This is a genomic window from Burkholderia sp. S-53 (genome assembly GCF_025560745.1).
In the GTDB taxonomy this organism is placed as follows: Bacteria; Pseudomonadota; Gammaproteobacteria; order Burkholderiales; family Burkholderiaceae; genus Burkholderia; species Burkholderia pyrrocinia.
This window is the reverse complement of record NZ_CP090484.1, coordinates 2,244,503-2,258,667: the sequence shown is the minus strand read 5'-3', so window position 1 is coordinate 2,258,667 and position 14,165 is coordinate 2,244,503. Positions and strand designations below refer to the sequence as shown.

Genomic DNA, 14,165 nt, shown 5'->3' with positions numbered 1-14,165 from the left:
TGTCATCTGGTGGCCCATTGTCGCCAGCAGGAAGACGACCTCGACTGACGACCGCTCAAGGCGTTTATTTCCATTGTCAAAGAGGGAGAACATATGAAAAAGCCGTTGCTTGCAGCCGCTATCCTGGCAATTTTCGCGTCGGCGACGTACGCTGCCGGGGCCGTCGAAACTCTGCCGTCGGGCGTCAAAGTGGAAATCACGCAGCAGGGAACCGGCCCGCACCCAACCGCGACCGACGTAGTCAAGGTCCGCTATCGAGGCACGCTTTCCGACGGAACGGAATTCGACAACTCCGCCAAGCACGGTGACGTCGCCACGTTCCCGCTCAACCGAGTCATCCCGTGCTGGACCCAAGGCATGCAAAAGCTGAGCGTCGGCGGAAAGGCCAAACTCACTTGCCCGCCGGAAACTGCATATGGCAATCGCACCGTCGGCCCGATTCCAGCGAATAGCACGCTGAACTTCGAGGTGGAGCTGGTCGATATCGTCAAGTAGGAGGGCTGGCTCCCCCGAACACCAGACCAGTTCAGGCAGACGCCGATCAGGCCGTTCGGCGGCGTCTGCACGAACTGGCGCGGGAGCGTCCGCGGTTTCTCGGGAACGCATTCATCGCTTGCGCTTGTACACGATGCTCGCATCGACGATCCCGTACAGGACGACCGACAACCCCACCGAAGCGAGGAAACGGGCAGTATTGTCGGCGCCATGGTTTTCCTGGCCCTGGTCCACGCGTACGCGAGTGACCTCGGAACGACACTGAAATTGGTCAACCGAGCGTCGCGTGCGGCCGAACCCAGCAGCGTCAGGTATCAGCCGTCGATACGGATCGCGACGCCCGACGCGCTATAAAGCGCCGTCGCCTTGAAGCCGTCCACGACGACCGAGTCGAAACGCCCCTGCAACTGGCTGCAGTCGACGAGCGAAACGACATCGCCGACCTTCGGCGCAGCACCGGCCGCGAACTTCACATGCAGCGTGCCGCCGACGAGCGTCGTCATCCCGGCAACCGCGAGCCGCCCCGCGTCGCCCGTACCGCGATCAAGTTCGAGCGTGCCGCTCTTCAATTGCGTGTACTTGCCGTTAATGTTCGTACGCGCCGCCGCCATGATCGCGACCGTGCCGCCGCTGACATACACGTCGCCCGCCCCGAATGCCTGCATCGCCCCCGCGCCGAGCGTCCCGCCGCGAACCTCGGTGCCGCCGCGATAGCTGTTCGCGCCGGCGAGCGTCAGCGTGCCCGTGCCGGCAAACGTCAGCTTGCCGTCGCCGCCGATGTCGTTGCGCCACGTGTCGGCCGCGTTGAATCCGCCCTGCGACGCGTCCATCGTCACGCTGACGTTGCCCGTGAAGACCCCGTAACCGTCGGCAGCCGCGAACAGGTTCAGCCGCCCCCAGCCTTCGGCGTCGTCGAGCACCGGATAACCGGACGCGAGCGCGGTCGTCTTCAGTACGACGCGCCGTTGGTCCACGCTCAGGTACGGCAGCCGCGTTTCGAGCAGCACTTCCGCGCCCTTCGGCACGACTGCGCCGGCGGTCGTCGTGCCGATCGGTGCGAAGCCGAACGTCAGCCGGCGCGCGTAGTTGGCCTTGTTGGTCGCGTAGTCGGCGAAGCGGTCGGTCGCCGTCGTGCCGGCGTGCGCGGCGGCCGGAAACGTCGTCGCCGTCGAGTTCGTCAGCGCGTACAGCGTCGCATGCGCCTGCGTGAATGCGGTCTGCTTCAGCGCCGCGTTCGTCGAATCGACGAGGTTCGCCGCGACCACCGCCTCGGCAAGCACGCGGCCGCCGATCACGTCGAGCGGCGAATGCATGCCGGCGAGAATGCGGTTCTCGCCCAGTTCGAGCCCGCGGCTGAGCATTTCCTGGAAGCGCTCGGGCAGCACGTACGCCATCGCGAGCGCATCGCGCATCCCCTCGGCCGAGTGACCGCTCGGAAAGCCGCCGTCGGTGGCCGGTGCAGCGCTCTCGGCCGGCACGAGGGTCGGCGCGACGATCACGCTCGTGCTCCAGCGATACGGGCGCGCGTATTTGTAGAAGCGCTTCGCCGGCTCGGTCGAGCCGTTGTTCCCCATCGTGTTGATGAAATCGACGACGGAACCGAACTGCGCATTCGCGCTTGCGCCGACACCCGTGTTGTTGCCGGTGTCGTTGTAGAGCTTCGTCGTCGCATCGGCGGGCACCGACGTGATGCTCGTCGTCTGCTGCGCGGCGCTGCGCCACACGTTCGTCAGCGGGCCCATGCCGTCCGACACGCTGTACCCCTTGCCGCGGCGATCGTCGAAATACGCGGCATCGGCCTGCGCCGCGGTGCGCTGCGTCGTCGCGTTGACCACATATTGGACATTCGCGTTCAGCACCGTCGGGTTGAGCGCGGTGCCGCCCGGCGTGCCGTCGTTCGGCAGGCCGGTCCACAGCGACGGCGAGATGGCCGGGAAGCCGCCCACCGCCGGTGCATTCACACCGGCGTCGACGAGGTCGGTGAGCGGCTGCCACAACGCACGAAAGCCGCTCAGCACACGCACGCCGGCGTTCGTGCTCAACGTCGCATAGCGCGCATCGCCGCGCTGGTTCGTCGCTGCGTTGTCGACGAACGCGGGTACCGACGCCTGCACCGGCGCGCTGTCGACGAAGCCCGGATCGGCGGGCGCCGCGGGAATCTGGGCGACGATGGACGGCGGTTCGTTGCTGCTGACGTCGTCGCCGCCACATGCCGCGACGAGGAACGAAACGGAAACGGCAACGGCGAGCGTGTGAGGGAGGATCCGGCGATGCGCTGACATGACTTGGTATTCCCTACGAAGAGTCAGAAAGCGCGTACGGTATAGTTAGTTTATGAAACGTCCGGGAAAGAATTAAGAAAGTTTCGGTAAATACAGGGCGCGTCTGGATCGGGGTGAACGCCCCCCTCGACAGCGACATACCGGAACATGGGTGCATGTCGCGCACGGCTGCATTGTTTCGACCGGACGCGGACTACACCGCGGTCGCCCCCACTCGTGCAGAGGATCGGCGTCGAAGCACGGGACATGCGTGCACGCCGGAAGCCGGTCGAGATCATCGCCTCGTACGGGAAAAACGCTACTTCGACAGACTCAGTTTCTTCGACAGCACGACACCGCTCGACGGACTCACCAGCCGGATGGCATGGATCTCCATGTGCAACCTGGAGATCCTGGTCGTAATATCCGTCGGCTCCTCGATGCTCGGATCGACATGCTCGGTTTGTTCGGTCAGGTAAGGCCGAACCAGGCGCCCGGAGAAAGCGAGTGCGAAGTCGCCATGCGCTTGGGCGTACACGGCGGGCGAAAGCTGCATGCGGCTACGAACCGTGGTCAGTTTGCCTTTCCCGGGCTCGAGTTCGATGATGTCGACCTGCTGGATGTACCCTTTTGCCTTCGCTTCGGGTGCAATCACGAGCCCTCGCCCTCGTGGCCCCGTCGTGACCTTTCTGAGCAGGATGCCCGTCCGGTCGTCGCGCTCTGCGTCGAACAGGTCGACGTCCAGCGTCAACAGGTGCCGCTGCGACCGGTACCTCAGCCCGTACCGCACCGGCACCAAGAACGTCACGTCACGATCCAGATCGACGGCCGCCAGGTCGGGGTTCGGGCCATGCCGGTCGGCAGCGCCGGGGACCAGGCCGCGAACCCGGTCGCTCAACGAAGGTGGGGGGGTGCTGATGTGCTGCTTCTTCAGGGTATCCCGAATTGCAACCGGGTCGTCGCCGACAATCGGTCGTGCGGGTGACGTGTCGTGATTGACAGCGGGCGCGATGCGCGTCGTGCCGTCGACAGCCTCCGCCTCTGCATGCGCCGCGACGGGCGCCAGCATCATCGTCAGGGCGACGACGCACACGAAGTTCGAGCGACTCAACTTGGATTTCCGGTGAAACACGGCGAACTCCTGATTTTCTCGCAGATCGGTCAACGACGAGCACTATAGGGCGGAATGATCGGCAACGCATCCACTGTTTGAGATTCACCGACGGCCGGCGCGCTTCATCGTAGGCTCATTGTCGGCCCGGCAGAAGGTCGACGGGCACACTACCGTGTTGCCCGAGCGACAACAACCGACCGGAAGCGAGCGGCGGCGCGCATGCCGGCATGTCGCCGCGCGACTCGTCCGGCGCCGGGCGGACCTGGACGCAAGTTCCGCCCGCCGCCCCAACCGCAATCAGAACACCGTATGCAACCCCACCCGCGCCACCGCCTGACTAGCCGAACTTGAAGCCCCATTCGGATCCAGCACGCCATTGACCTGCGCATTCGCACCGCTGTTCGCGCGCTGGTAGTCGGCCGAAACATAGACCATCGTCCGTTTCGACAACAGGTATTGAAGCGCCACGCTGAGCTGATGCGCATGGTTGTTGTTCACCGCTTCATTCCCCTTCATGTACATGTATTTCGCGCCGAGGACGACATCCGGCCTGACGTGCCACACACCACCCGTTTCGGCCATCCACACCCCGGCATCGTTGAACGAATTCCGCACGGTAGTCACCAGCGCACTCGCCGTCACGACACCAAAGTCGTAATGCATCCCGACGCCCCAGTTGCGCACGCTGGTCGACGGCACACCGGGCGCCGGGCCGTACTTCTCGTTCGTATAGGCCGCCCCCACGCCAAACGCCCCCACCTCGTAGTTCAGCCCGGCGCTGACGGCATTGTCCGCGCCGATCGCGCCGGCCACCCCGCCGAACGCATACATCACGCCGCCGGACAAACCCGCGACCGTCGGCGAACTGTATTTGACGGAATTCGCGATCGGCTTGCTGCCTGCCGTGCGGTCCCAATCGAATGCACCGGTCGGATTGCCCGGCAGCGCGAGACGCTGGAACGGGCCATTCCGGAAACCGTACAGCCCATTGATGTCCCGCGCAATCGCATTCCCCCTGGAGAAGAGGGAATCCACCATGAAGTCGTACTGATTGCCCAGCGTGATGCTGCCGAACCGGTCGCTCTCGAGGCCCACGTATGCGTTGCGCCCGAAAATTCCTGACCCGATGATGGCGCCGTTCGCCATCGAGAACTGGTTCACGAGCGCGAACGTGGCGCGATACCCGCCGCCGAGGTCTTCCGTACCGCGGAAACCGAAGAGATTGGGCGCGAATATGCCGTCGTCGAATTTGACGTTCTTCCCGCCGCCCTCGTTGCTGACATACGTGATGCCGCTGTCGATCAGACCGAACATCGTCACGCTGCTCTGCGCCCATGCGCCCTGCGCTACGGCAAGAATCGCCACCGCTCCAAACCTGAGTTTCATTCCGTCTCCGTCTTGTTGTGGAAATGCGAGCCTGCTACCCGCTACGTGGCGGGTACTCGCTCAATGCTTCGTGAAACAACGCCTTCATCCCGGCAGATATGACGACACCGAAAATATGATTAGTTTTACTGATTGATAAAGGTGAAAATCGCCGCATCAACCGGCCGTACCCATCCCGATCAGAACACTCGAATCAAGCGCCTCGACAGACAACCCAGGCGGCGGCATCCACCTCGACACCCACGGCTTCCAACGCCGAGCCCGAGCAAGGTCCGTCGATACACACGCCATCATCGAACCGGAACAGCGCACTGTGATGGGCACACATCAATACCTGCGACCGATAGCAGGAAACATTGCCCGGTACGAAATCGAGCGGCACCGAGAAATGCGGGCAACGATTCACGTACGCCCACACCTGCTCGCCTCGCCGCACCACGATCACGGGACGCCCGATGCAAGCTTCGTCGACGACCCGCGCGCCGCCATCAGGCACGTCGGAAAAGCGGCAGAGTTGCGTTGCGTCCATGATTCACACTCTCTGCTCGGGGTTTCCGAGACTCCAGTCCCACGGACGCACTTCCACGCGCGAGAACAATCCCTCCTTCACATACGGATCGTTTCCGACGAACTGCATCACCGCATGGATGTCGTCCGCCTCCACGACGAGCAACGTTCCGTTCATCGCGTCACCCTGCGGGTCCAGCGTCGGGCCGCCAAGCCGTACGTACACGCCGTGCTGCGCAGCCGAGCGCAGGTAGCTCCGATGACTCGGCCGCACGCGGTCGCGCACGTCGCGCATACCGGGCTGGTCCGTCGCAAATACCGCGAAAAATCGAGCCATTCGATCAGCTCCGGTCGAGGACGAAGTCGTACGTCGCTTCGCGGTACGGGCCATTCAGGCCGATCTGACTGGCGAGCTCGTCATGCGCGGCACGCTTGCGATACGCGACCATCAGCGATGGCTTCACGCCGAACACGGCATCCGACTGCAGATACGGGTCGTCCTCGTCGAAAAGATGCGTGACCAACGTGCGGAAACCCGGCGCGTCGATCATGAAGTGCAGATGCGCGGGCCGCCACGGATGGCGGCCGGTGGCGTCGAGCATCTTTCCGACCGGGCCGTCAGTCGGAATGGGATAGCTGACCGGCAGAATCGTCGTGATCGCGTAACGGCCTTCGGCATCGGTCCGGTAGCGGCCGCGCAGGTTGCCGTGCGGTTGCGCGGTGTCCTGCCCGGAATACATGCCGTTCTCCGCGGTCTGCCATACGTCGAGCACGGCGTCCTTCACGGGAACACCGTCGGTGGTCAGCACGCGACCGCGCACGACGACCGGCGAGCCCGGCGTGAGCGCCATGTTCTCGCCGTACGCACGCTCGGGCATCCCCTTGATGTAGAACGGGCCGAATACCGTCGTTTCCGTTGCGCCGGTGGAGAAGCGATGGTTGATCGCATCGACGAGCATCGACACGCCGAGCGTGTCCGACAACAGGATGAACTCCTGGCGCACCACGTCGTCGCACATCTTCCCCGTCTCGGTCAGGAAGCGAATCGCCGCCATCCACTCGGCCTCCGTCAATTCCGTTTCGCGTACGAACGCATGAAGATGCCGCACGAGGCTCTGCATCAGCACGCGCAGGCGCGGGTTCGGCGTGCCGTCGAAGCTGGCGACGACCTGCTCGGTCAGCCTCGTGTCGCTGTCATGGTGGTCGTTCATCACGTCTGTCTCCGTTTGAGTGTCCGGCCATTCAATGTGGCGCGCGCCCTTCCCATGCGTCCTGGAGCAGCGCACGAATCGCCGCGCGTTCGATCGGCCGCGGGTTCGCATACGGGTTCCGGCAGGCGAGGTCGGCCGCTTCGTCGAGGCCTTCCTGCGGCATCCCGATATCCGCGAGCGCAGGTGCGATGCCGAGCTGCGCGTTCAACCTGAACAGCAACGGGCCGGCGTCGGCCGCATCGTTCCCGCCCAGCGCCCGCGCGACGCGGCGCAGCGCGTCGGGCGCCGCGGCGTGGTTGTAGTGCGCGGTATGCGGCAACATGGCCGCATGCGTCTGCGCATGCGGCAGGTTGAAGGTGCCGCCGAGCGTGTGACAAAGCTTGTGATGCAACGCCATGCCGACCGCGCCCAGGCAGGTTCCCGCGAGCCATGCGCCATACAACGCGCGGCTGCGCATCGTGCGGTCTTCCGGGTTGCGCACCACGACCGGCAATGCTTCGCCGAGCGCGCGAATCGATTCTTCTGCCATCAGGCTGATCACCGGGTTCGCGTCTTCCGCATAGAGCGCCTCGACCGCGTGCGCCATCGCATTGACGCCGGACGCCGCCGAAATGCCCGGCGGCAGCGACAACGTCAACGACGGGTCGTAGAGCACGGTACGCGGCAGCACGCGTGCGTCGCGCCCGGTGCGCTTCAGCCGGCCTTCCGTGAGCCCGTAGATCGGCGTCATCTCCGAACCGGCGTACGTCGTCGGCACGGCCAGGATCGGCAGCGACGATTCGAGCGCAATCGCCTTGCCCAACCCGATCGTCGAGCCGCCGCCGATCGCGATGCAACAGTCCGCGCCCAGCTCGGCGGCCATCTCGCGCGCAGCGCGCGCGACTTCGACCGGAACGTGCATGACTGCCTGCGCGCACACGCCGGCGGCACGCTCGCCCAGCACCGCCTGCACGCGGTCGGCGAGCGGCCGCTGCTCGGGCGTGGACAGGATGAGCGCACGGTGCGCGCCGAGCGTCGACAGCTCGTCCGGCAGCCTGGCGAGCGCACCCCATTCGAACACCACACGGGAAGGCGTACCTTGATAGACGAAGCGTTCCATGAAAGCCTCAGCGCTTGAAGTGCGGCGGCACGTTGCCGTCGACATTGACCCACACCGACCGGGCTTCAGTGTAGTCGTGCATCGCCTCGAAGCCCATCTCGCGGCCGTAGCCCGACTTGCCCACGCCGCCGAACGGGCTGCCCGGATTGACGCGCTTGTAGCAGTTGATCCAGCACATGCCCGCGTTGATCTGCGACGCCATCTTGTGTGCGCGAGAGAGGTTCTGGGTCCAGAGGCCGCTGCCCAGCCCGTATTCCGTCGCATTGGCGATCGCGAGCGCTTCCTCGTCGCTGCCGAAGCGCAGCACGGTGACGAACGGACCGAACACTTCCTCCTGCGCGATGCGGTCGGTCGCGCTCTTCGCTTCGATGACCGTCGGACGCACATAGTAGCCATTGGCCAGCGCCGGATCTTGCGGCACGCTGCCGCCGGCAAGCACGCGGCCGCCCTGCTCGCGCGCGACGTCGACGAACGACAGCACGCGATCGAGGTGCTGCTTCGACGTCAGCGGGCCCATCTCGGTATCGGCATCGAGCGGGTTGCCGATCCGGATCGACGAGGCGAGCGCAACGAAGCGCTCGAGGAACGCGTCCGCGATGCGCTCGTGCAGCACGAGACGCGAACCCGCGATACACGCCTGCCCCTGGTTGTGAAAGATCGCCCACGCGGCGCCGTTGATGGCCGCGTCGAGGTTGGCGTCGTCGAAGACGATGTTGGCGCCCTTGCCGCCCAGCTCCAGTTGAACGCGCTTCAGGTTGCCCTGCGACGCTTCGACGATCCGGCGGCCGGTTGCGGTCGAACCCGTGAACGCGATCTTGCCGACGCCCGGATGTTCGGCGAGCCGCTGGCCAGCCGTATGCCCGTAGCCGGGAACGATATTGACGACACCCGCGGGGAACCCGACCTCGGCCATCAGTTCGACGATGCGCAACGTCGACAGCGGTGTGATTTCCGACGGCTTGAGCACCACCGTGTTGCCGGCGGCGAGTGCCGGGCCCATCTTCCAGCTCGTGAACATCAGCGGGAAATTCCACGGCACGATCTGGCCGACGACGCCGATCGGCGCGCGCTGCACATAGTTCAGGAAGCCGGTTTCGACCGGAATCACCGAGCCCTGCAGCTTGTCGGCCATGCCGCCGAAATAGCGGAAGCAGGCCGCCGTGCGCGGCACGTCGAGGGAGCGCGAGTCGCGAATCGGGTGGCCGGTGTCCAGCGATTCGAGCTGCGCCAGCTCCTCCGCATGGGCTTCGATCGCATCGGCGAGGCGCAGCAGCAGCCGGCCGCGTTCGGCCGCCGGCAGGGCCGACCATTTCGGGAACGCGCGGGTCGCCGCGTCGACGGCCAGGTCCACGTCCGCCGCGGTGGCCGCGGCGATCTTCGTGATGACGGAGCCGTCGTGAGGATTCAGCACGTCGATCGTGCCGCGGTCGACGGCGTCAACGAAGCGCCCGTCGATGAAGAGTTGGGTTTGCATGAATCGTCCTCGGTGTATGGGTGAAGCTGAAGCGCTGCTCAGAACGCGATCGGATACGGCGCGAGTTCGCCGCTCTCGTAGCGTTGCGGAAGGTTCGGCGTCGCGTTTTCCCAGACCAGCAGCATCGAACGCTTCGTGGAGTAGCCCTGGTGCCGGATGTCGGCCGGCATCGCGCAGATGTCGCCGGCGCGCATCGTGACGCGTGCCCGCGGTGCGCCGGTGTTCTTGTCGCCGATGTCCCACACGATTTCGTCGGACAGTTGCAGGAACCATTCGACGCGGTCGTTGCCGTGGAAGACCGGCAGGATGAATTCCTCGGTGGTCGGGCAGAACAGGCTGCGCCCGCACACCGACGTGACCGACGGATTCCACGTGACGTCCGAGCGCGACAGGTACTTGAACAGGTTGAACGCGTGCAGCTCGCCTTCGAAGCCCGGCTCGGCATGCACTTCCGGCTCGTCCTGCGCGACGTCGAGAAACGCGCGGTTGACGGGCAGTTCGTCGCGCAGCGGCGAATCGCCTTCGAGGCCCGGCATGCGGCGCGTCGCGATCCGCGTGCGCTCGATCGCCGAACCGTTTTCGCCGTGCTTGCGCCCGAATGCGGTGCCCGTTTCCTCGGGTGCCGCGAACGGGTCGAAGCCTTCGTTCGTCCAGTCGTGCAGCATCGCCTTGAAGGTCGCCATGATCGTCGGCGTTTCGAAGGTCTCGGTGTAGTCGACCCCGGCGTCTTTCAGGATGCCGTTGAAGGTGCCCGCATACATGTCAACCTTGCCGTAGTGATTGCGCGTGCCGAACACGTGATCGAAATTCACCCAGCCGTAGAAGAAGCCCCACGCCACGTCGCGCATCATCGCGCGCAGGAACGCGTCGGCCGGCATCGCATGCGTGCGGGTCTGGCCTTTCGCGGGCCAGCTGATCTTCACGAAATATTCGTCGCGCTGGAACGCGAACTCGCCGAGCTGGAAGCGGCGGTAGCCGGTCACGGCATCGGCTTCCGTGGATCGCACCAGATCGGCTGCAAAGCCGGCGGAAGGGTCGAGGGTTTCGAGGGTGGCCATAACGTGTCTCCTGGGATAGTCGAATGTGAGCGGTCGGAACGGTCAGTGCAGGCAGATCTCGGCCCACTTTTCGACGGACAGCTCGCCGAGGATGGTCTGTACGAGCGCGACGCCGGGCTTGTCGGCGACGAAGCGGTACGCGCAGCCGGCCGGCAGCAGCGCCTGGTGTCCCTTGCGCAGGACGACGTACCCCATCTTGCGGCCGGCCGGTTGCGTGCCGGCGCTGACCGTGCCGCGGCCCGTTGCCGGCGGCGTGTCGAGCTTGATGAATTCGATCCGGACTTCGCCGTCCATCTGGATCGTGAACTCGTCATGCGCGCACGCGAACCAGGGCGACTGGCCCTCGGTCCTCAGCACTTCGATCACGTATTCGAGATTCTTGCCGGCGACGACCTTCTCGTAAGGGGCCGACTTCGATGCGACCTCGAAGACGTTCGAGAACGCGTAGTGCTGCGCGCTGCCGCTGGTGATTTCGATCTCGCCCTTCTTGTAGTTGTCGAGCGAGCCAAAGACGGTGTGGTATGCCGTGTCGGTCATTACTGTCTCCTGAGTTGAACCGCTTGTTGGCTTCAACTCTAGGGGCAACGGACAACAGCAACAAGGCAACGGATGGCGATTACGGCATTTGCGTTTCGCGAATAATCGCGCGGGTCACCGCACCCAGCCACGCTCCAGGAGAGGAAGATCCCACGGCGATTCGTCGCCGATGTATTCGGCGAGGAACTCGACCAATGCCTTCACCTTCAACGCCTGTCGCTGCGTTGCGGGATAAACGGCGGCAAAGCTCAGCGGCGCGAGCTGGTAGTCGGTCAGGATCGGCACCAGCCGGCCCGCGACGAGCGCGTCGCTTGCCACGAGCGTGGGCAGGCAGACGATGCCGCCGCCTGCCAGCGCGTACTCGCGCAGCAGGTGAACGGAGTTCGAGCGAATCATGCCCGGCAGCTCCATTTCGACGACCTCGTCGTCGTGCGTCATCGTCCAGCGGTTGCGCGACGGATAACCCGAATACAGCGCGGTAGTGTGCTGCAGCAAATCGCGCGGATGTTGTGGTGCACCATGCGCTTCGAGGTAAGCGGGCGACGCGCAGAAGAGACGCCTGACCGTGAACAGCCGTCGCTCGATCAGCGATTCGGAAATCGGCGGAAAGATCTGGAACGCGATGTCGAACCCTTCTTCGACTGGGTCGACTACGCGGTCATTGACGATCACGTCGAGCTGGATGCCCGGGTAGCGTCGATTGAATTCGACCATCGGCGCGCCGAAGTGATCGAGCGCGAAACCGGGCAGCATCTGGATGCGCAGCCGCCCGGTCGGCGTGGCGCGAAGCTCGCGCATCTGGTCCGTCAACTCGTTGACGCGCCCCACCACCTCCGCGCACTCGCGATAGAACGCCTCGCCCACTTCGGACAGGCGCACGTGGCGCGTGCTGCGATGGAACAGCGGCGCATTGACGAACTTCTCCAGTTGCTGGATGCGGTTCGTCACGACCGAACTCGTTACACCAAGCTGCCGCGCCGCCTCGGCGAAGCTGCTCGCCTCCGCGACTCTTACGAATGCCTCGATGCTCAGAAACCGGTCCATGCCGCGCCCTTTCTCAACAGCGAAACCGGCAGTCTACCTGCACCGGGCAACGAGCTGTGTCATGCGGAAGGCGTCACTGTGTCGCCGAATCGATGTCAATCGCGGAGCGCACCGACACCGGCGTTCGCCGGCACGCCCGCGCGAGTATTACCTCGGTTGCTCGCCGGCCGCCAGCTCCGGTTGCACGGGCACGCGACGCTGCAGCACCGCAGGCGCGGTTTCCTTCAGCAACATGCTGACCAGGATACCCAGCACGACCGCGCACATCGGCAACCACAGAATGTTCTGGATGCCGAAGTGTGCGGCGACATAGCCGCCCAGCGCCGGTGCGATGCCGCCGCCGAAGATCTCGCCGACGCCGACCACCACGCCGATGGACGTCGACACGAGGCCGACAGGCGCGGCCTCGGTCGCGACCGGGCCGGACAGCAGCGACACCAGTCCGAGCGTGAAGAACGACGCGACGAACAGGACGCCGAACAACGCGAGCGGCTGCGGGCCGAGGCCGCGGAAGATATAGAGCATCACGGCCGTTCCCGCGAAGCCGACGATACTCGCGAGGCGGCGGCCGACCAGGTCGGAGAGGCCGGGCAAACCGAACTGCCCGAGAAAGCCACCGAAGCCGATCGCCGACACGACGAGGCCCATCTTCTGCGTGCCGAGCGACAGGTAATCCGTCAGGTACAGCGGCAGCAGCGCGCCGAGCACGAAGACGCCGGTCATCGCGCAGCACAGTGCGGCCATCGCGACGAGGATGTTGCGGCTCTTGAGCACGTGGCCGAGCGAAGCCGGCGCGTGTTCCGACGCAACCTCTTTCACGACCTTCGGCTCGCGGATCACGAAGAACATGATCGCGCCGAGGATCAGGCCGGGAATCGCCACCAGCGCAAAGACCCAACGCCATGACACGAAACCGAGCAACTGCGTCGCGATGATCGGCGACAGCGCCAGCCCGAACAGCGCGAAGCCGCTTTGCTGCAGGCCGAGGTTCAGGCCACGCCGCCGCGGATGCGACGCGTCGGCGGTCGCCGCGAAACTGGTCGGGCAGAACGAACCCTCCGCGACGCCCATCAGCCCGCGAATCGCCATCAGCCCGAGCAGGCCGCCCGCGAGCCCCGAAAAGCCCGACAGCAGCGAGAACGCGATGATGGCCGGAATGAGCACCTTCCTGCGGCCGACCTTGTCCGAGATGCCGCCCATCAGCGCCGCGAAGATGCCCCACGACAGGCCGAGCACGCCGATGCAGTTGCCGACGTCCTGCGCGGTCAGGTTGAGGTCCTTCATGATCGAAGGGAACAGCGGTGCGATCAGCCAGCGGTCGAGGCCGACCAGCCCGAAGCCGAGCGCCAGCAGCGTCACCGCCTTCCACTCATAGGAGGTATCCCACTCGTTTGGTTTCATATCCGTCTCCGTGGACGCCGGTTCGCGAGCGCGCGCCGAAGCGCCTGCGCATCAGCCAGGTCCGATGTTTTTCGTGTGCGACGCGAATCGCAGGGAATTGCCGGCTGCCGCTCCGGTTCGACGCATCGAATCCGGCCACCCGACGGCACAACGATAGGGGCAAGGCCGCGGATCGGGTATGGAACAACCGGCGAACGCGCCATTCGCGAAATGCAAATAATCGGGAGCGGCGGGCGGGAAGTGTCGGCGGGGAGGCGCGCAGAGAATGGGCGTGGTGCCGAAGTGACGCTCATTCGCGCGTCACGGGGGAAATCCCTCATGGACTTCAGCGAATCGGCATACCGCTCCGTCCTCACCCATGGTCAAACAAACATGCACGGCAAGCGCTCAAGCGCGATCCTGTTCGTGCCCCTTTCGTCACCGCAACACGCCGGCGCACATTTTGAAGTAGGACAAATCCCATTTTTATCTTTTCACACAAGATCATTTCAACGAGAAAAGTCGAATAACCCGGCTTGGCAGCAAAATAAATTTGATTGCGAGTATCCCATAGAATATTCGCGATAAGTTTTTCTCAA

Annotated in this window: 14 protein-coding genes; 2 read left to right on the top strand and 12 right to left on the bottom strand. The window is 64.8% G+C overall.

Annotation, left to right across the window (positions count from 1 at the left end; all coding sequences use genetic code 11):
- Positions 1 to 93 precede the first annotated feature (93 nt).
- A complete protein-coding gene (locus tag LXM88_RS32310; RefSeq protein ID WP_262543512.1) occupies positions 94 to 495 on the top strand; it encodes an FKBP-type peptidyl-prolyl cis-trans isomerase in 402 nt (133 codons plus the stop codon).
- Between the two features lie 314 nt (positions 496 to 809).
- Here the strand turns inward: LXM88_RS32310 and LXM88_RS32305 are convergent, their stop codons facing one another.
- The 12 genes from LXM88_RS32305 to LXM88_RS32250 all read right to left on the bottom strand — a co-directional run bounded on the left by LXM88_RS32305 (position 810) and on the right by LXM88_RS32250 (position 13,587).
- Positions 810 to 2,777 carry an acid phosphatase gene (locus tag LXM88_RS32305; protein WP_262543510.1) on the bottom strand — a complete coding sequence of 656 codons (1,968 nt, stop codon included), beginning with the start codon at positions 2,775 to 2,777 and terminating at the stop codon, positions 810 to 812.
- 298 nt (positions 2,778 to 3,075) lie between these two features.
- Positions 3,076 to 3,888: a hypothetical protein gene (locus LXM88_RS32300; RefSeq protein ID WP_262547026.1), complete on the bottom strand. Its 813-nt coding sequence runs from the start codon at positions 3,886 to 3,888 to the stop codon at positions 3,076 to 3,078.
- Positions 3,889 to 4,167: 279 nt separating this feature from the next.
- Positions 4,168 to 5,256, bottom strand: a complete 1,089-nt coding sequence (locus LXM88_RS32295) for a porin (RefSeq protein WP_262543509.1) — start codon at positions 5,254 to 5,256, stop codon at positions 4,168 to 4,170.
- A gap of 193 nt (positions 5,257 to 5,449) precedes the next feature.
- Positions 5,450 to 5,785 carry a Rieske (2Fe-2S) protein gene (locus LXM88_RS32290; RefSeq protein ID WP_262543508.1) on the bottom strand — a complete coding sequence of 112 codons (336 nt, stop codon included), beginning with the start codon at positions 5,783 to 5,785 and terminating at the stop codon, positions 5,450 to 5,452.
- A gap of 3 nt (positions 5,786 to 5,788) precedes the next feature.
- Positions 5,789 to 6,100: a YciI family protein gene (locus tag LXM88_RS32285; RefSeq protein ID WP_262543507.1), complete on the bottom strand. Its 312-nt coding sequence runs from the start codon at positions 6,098 to 6,100 to the stop codon at positions 5,789 to 5,791.
- A 4-nt stretch (positions 6,101 to 6,104) separates the two neighbouring features.
- Entirely contained in the window at positions 6,105 to 6,977 is an 873-nt protein-coding gene (locus tag LXM88_RS32280; RefSeq protein WP_262543506.1) for an intradiol ring-cleavage dioxygenase, read from the bottom strand.
- A gap of 28 nt (positions 6,978 to 7,005) precedes the next feature.
- Complete coding sequence (locus tag LXM88_RS32275) at positions 7,006 to 8,073, bottom strand: maleylacetate reductase (protein WP_262543505.1); 1,068 nt, start codon at positions 8,071 to 8,073, stop codon at positions 7,006 to 7,008.
- Positions 8,074 to 8,080: 7 nt separating this feature from the next.
- Positions 8,081 to 9,547 carry an aldehyde dehydrogenase family protein gene (locus tag LXM88_RS32270; RefSeq protein WP_262543504.1) on the bottom strand — a complete coding sequence of 489 codons (1,467 nt, stop codon included), beginning with the start codon at positions 9,545 to 9,547 and terminating at the stop codon, positions 8,081 to 8,083.
- A 38-nt stretch (positions 9,548 to 9,585) separates the two neighbouring features.
- A complete protein-coding gene (locus tag LXM88_RS32265; protein ID WP_262543503.1) occupies positions 9,586 to 10,605 on the bottom strand; it encodes a hydroxyquinol 1,2-dioxygenase in 1,020 nt (339 codons plus the stop codon).
- A gap of 42 nt (positions 10,606 to 10,647) precedes the next feature.
- On the bottom strand, positions 10,648 to 11,142 hold the full coding sequence (locus tag LXM88_RS32260; RefSeq protein WP_262543502.1) for a hydroxyquinol 1,2-dioxygenase: 495 nt from the start codon (positions 11,140 to 11,142) through the stop codon (positions 10,648 to 10,650).
- Between the two features lie 114 nt (positions 11,143 to 11,256).
- The gene (locus tag LXM88_RS32255; RefSeq protein ID WP_262543501.1) at positions 11,257 to 12,186 is read right to left on the bottom strand and encodes a LysR family transcriptional regulator; all 930 of its coding nucleotides are present in this window, start codon (positions 12,184 to 12,186) and stop codon (positions 11,257 to 11,259) included.
- Between the two features lie 147 nt (positions 12,187 to 12,333).
- Positions 12,334 to 13,587 (bottom strand): MFS transporter, encoded by a 1,254-nt coding sequence (locus LXM88_RS32250; protein WP_262543500.1) that lies wholly within the window; start codon positions 13,585 to 13,587, stop codon positions 12,334 to 12,336.
- 318 nt (positions 13,588 to 13,905) lie between these two features.
- Between LXM88_RS32250 and LXM88_RS32245 the strand changes: the two genes are divergently transcribed.
- The gene (locus LXM88_RS32245; RefSeq protein ID WP_262543499.1) at positions 13,906 to 14,154 is read left to right on the top strand and encodes a hypothetical protein; all 249 of its coding nucleotides are present in this window, start codon (positions 13,906 to 13,908) and stop codon (positions 14,152 to 14,154) included.
- The last annotated feature ends 11 nt before the right edge of the window (positions 14,155 to 14,165 follow it).

Excerpts from the sequence above, each read along its gene's own strand:
- LXM88_RS32290 (WP_262543508.1), bottom strand. The coding sequence starts at position 5,785 with ATGGACGCAACGCAACTCTGCCGCTTTTCCGACGTGCCTGATGGCGGC.
- LXM88_RS32250 (WP_262543500.1), bottom strand. The coding sequence starts at position 13,587 with ATGAAACCAAACGAGTGGGATACCTCCTATGAGTGGAAGGCGGTGACG.
- LXM88_RS32270 (WP_262543504.1), bottom strand. The coding sequence starts at position 9,547 with ATGCAAACCCAACTCTTCATCGACGGGCGCTTCGTTGACGCCGTCGAC.
- LXM88_RS32275 (WP_262543505.1), bottom strand. The coding sequence starts at position 8,073 with ATGGAACGCTTCGTCTATCAAGGTACGCCTTCCCGTGTGGTGTTCGAA.
- LXM88_RS32260 (WP_262543502.1), bottom strand. The coding sequence starts at position 11,142 with ATGACCGACACGGCATACCACACCGTCTTTGGCTCGCTCGACAACTAC.
- LXM88_RS32305 (WP_262543510.1), bottom strand. The coding sequence starts at position 2,777 with ATGTCAGCGCATCGCCGGATCCTCCCTCACACGCTCGCCGTTGCCGTT.
- LXM88_RS32310 (WP_262543512.1), top strand. The coding sequence starts at position 94 with ATGAAAAAGCCGTTGCTTGCAGCCGCTATCCTGGCAATTTTCGCGTCG.
- LXM88_RS32265 (WP_262543503.1), bottom strand. The coding sequence starts at position 10,605 with ATGGCCACCCTCGAAACCCTCGACCCTTCCGCCGGCTTTGCAGCCGAT.
- LXM88_RS32285 (WP_262543507.1), bottom strand. The coding sequence starts at position 6,100 with ATGGCTCGATTTTTCGCGGTATTTGCGACGGACCAGCCCGGTATGCGC.
- LXM88_RS32245 (WP_262543499.1), top strand. The coding sequence starts at position 13,906 with ATGGACTTCAGCGAATCGGCATACCGCTCCGTCCTCACCCATGGTCAA.
- LXM88_RS32295 (WP_262543509.1), bottom strand. The coding sequence starts at position 5,256 with ATGAAACTCAGGTTTGGAGCGGTGGCGATTCTTGCCGTAGCGCAGGGC.
- LXM88_RS32255 (WP_262543501.1), bottom strand. The coding sequence starts at position 12,186 with ATGGACCGGTTTCTGAGCATCGAGGCATTCGTAAGAGTCGCGGAGGCG.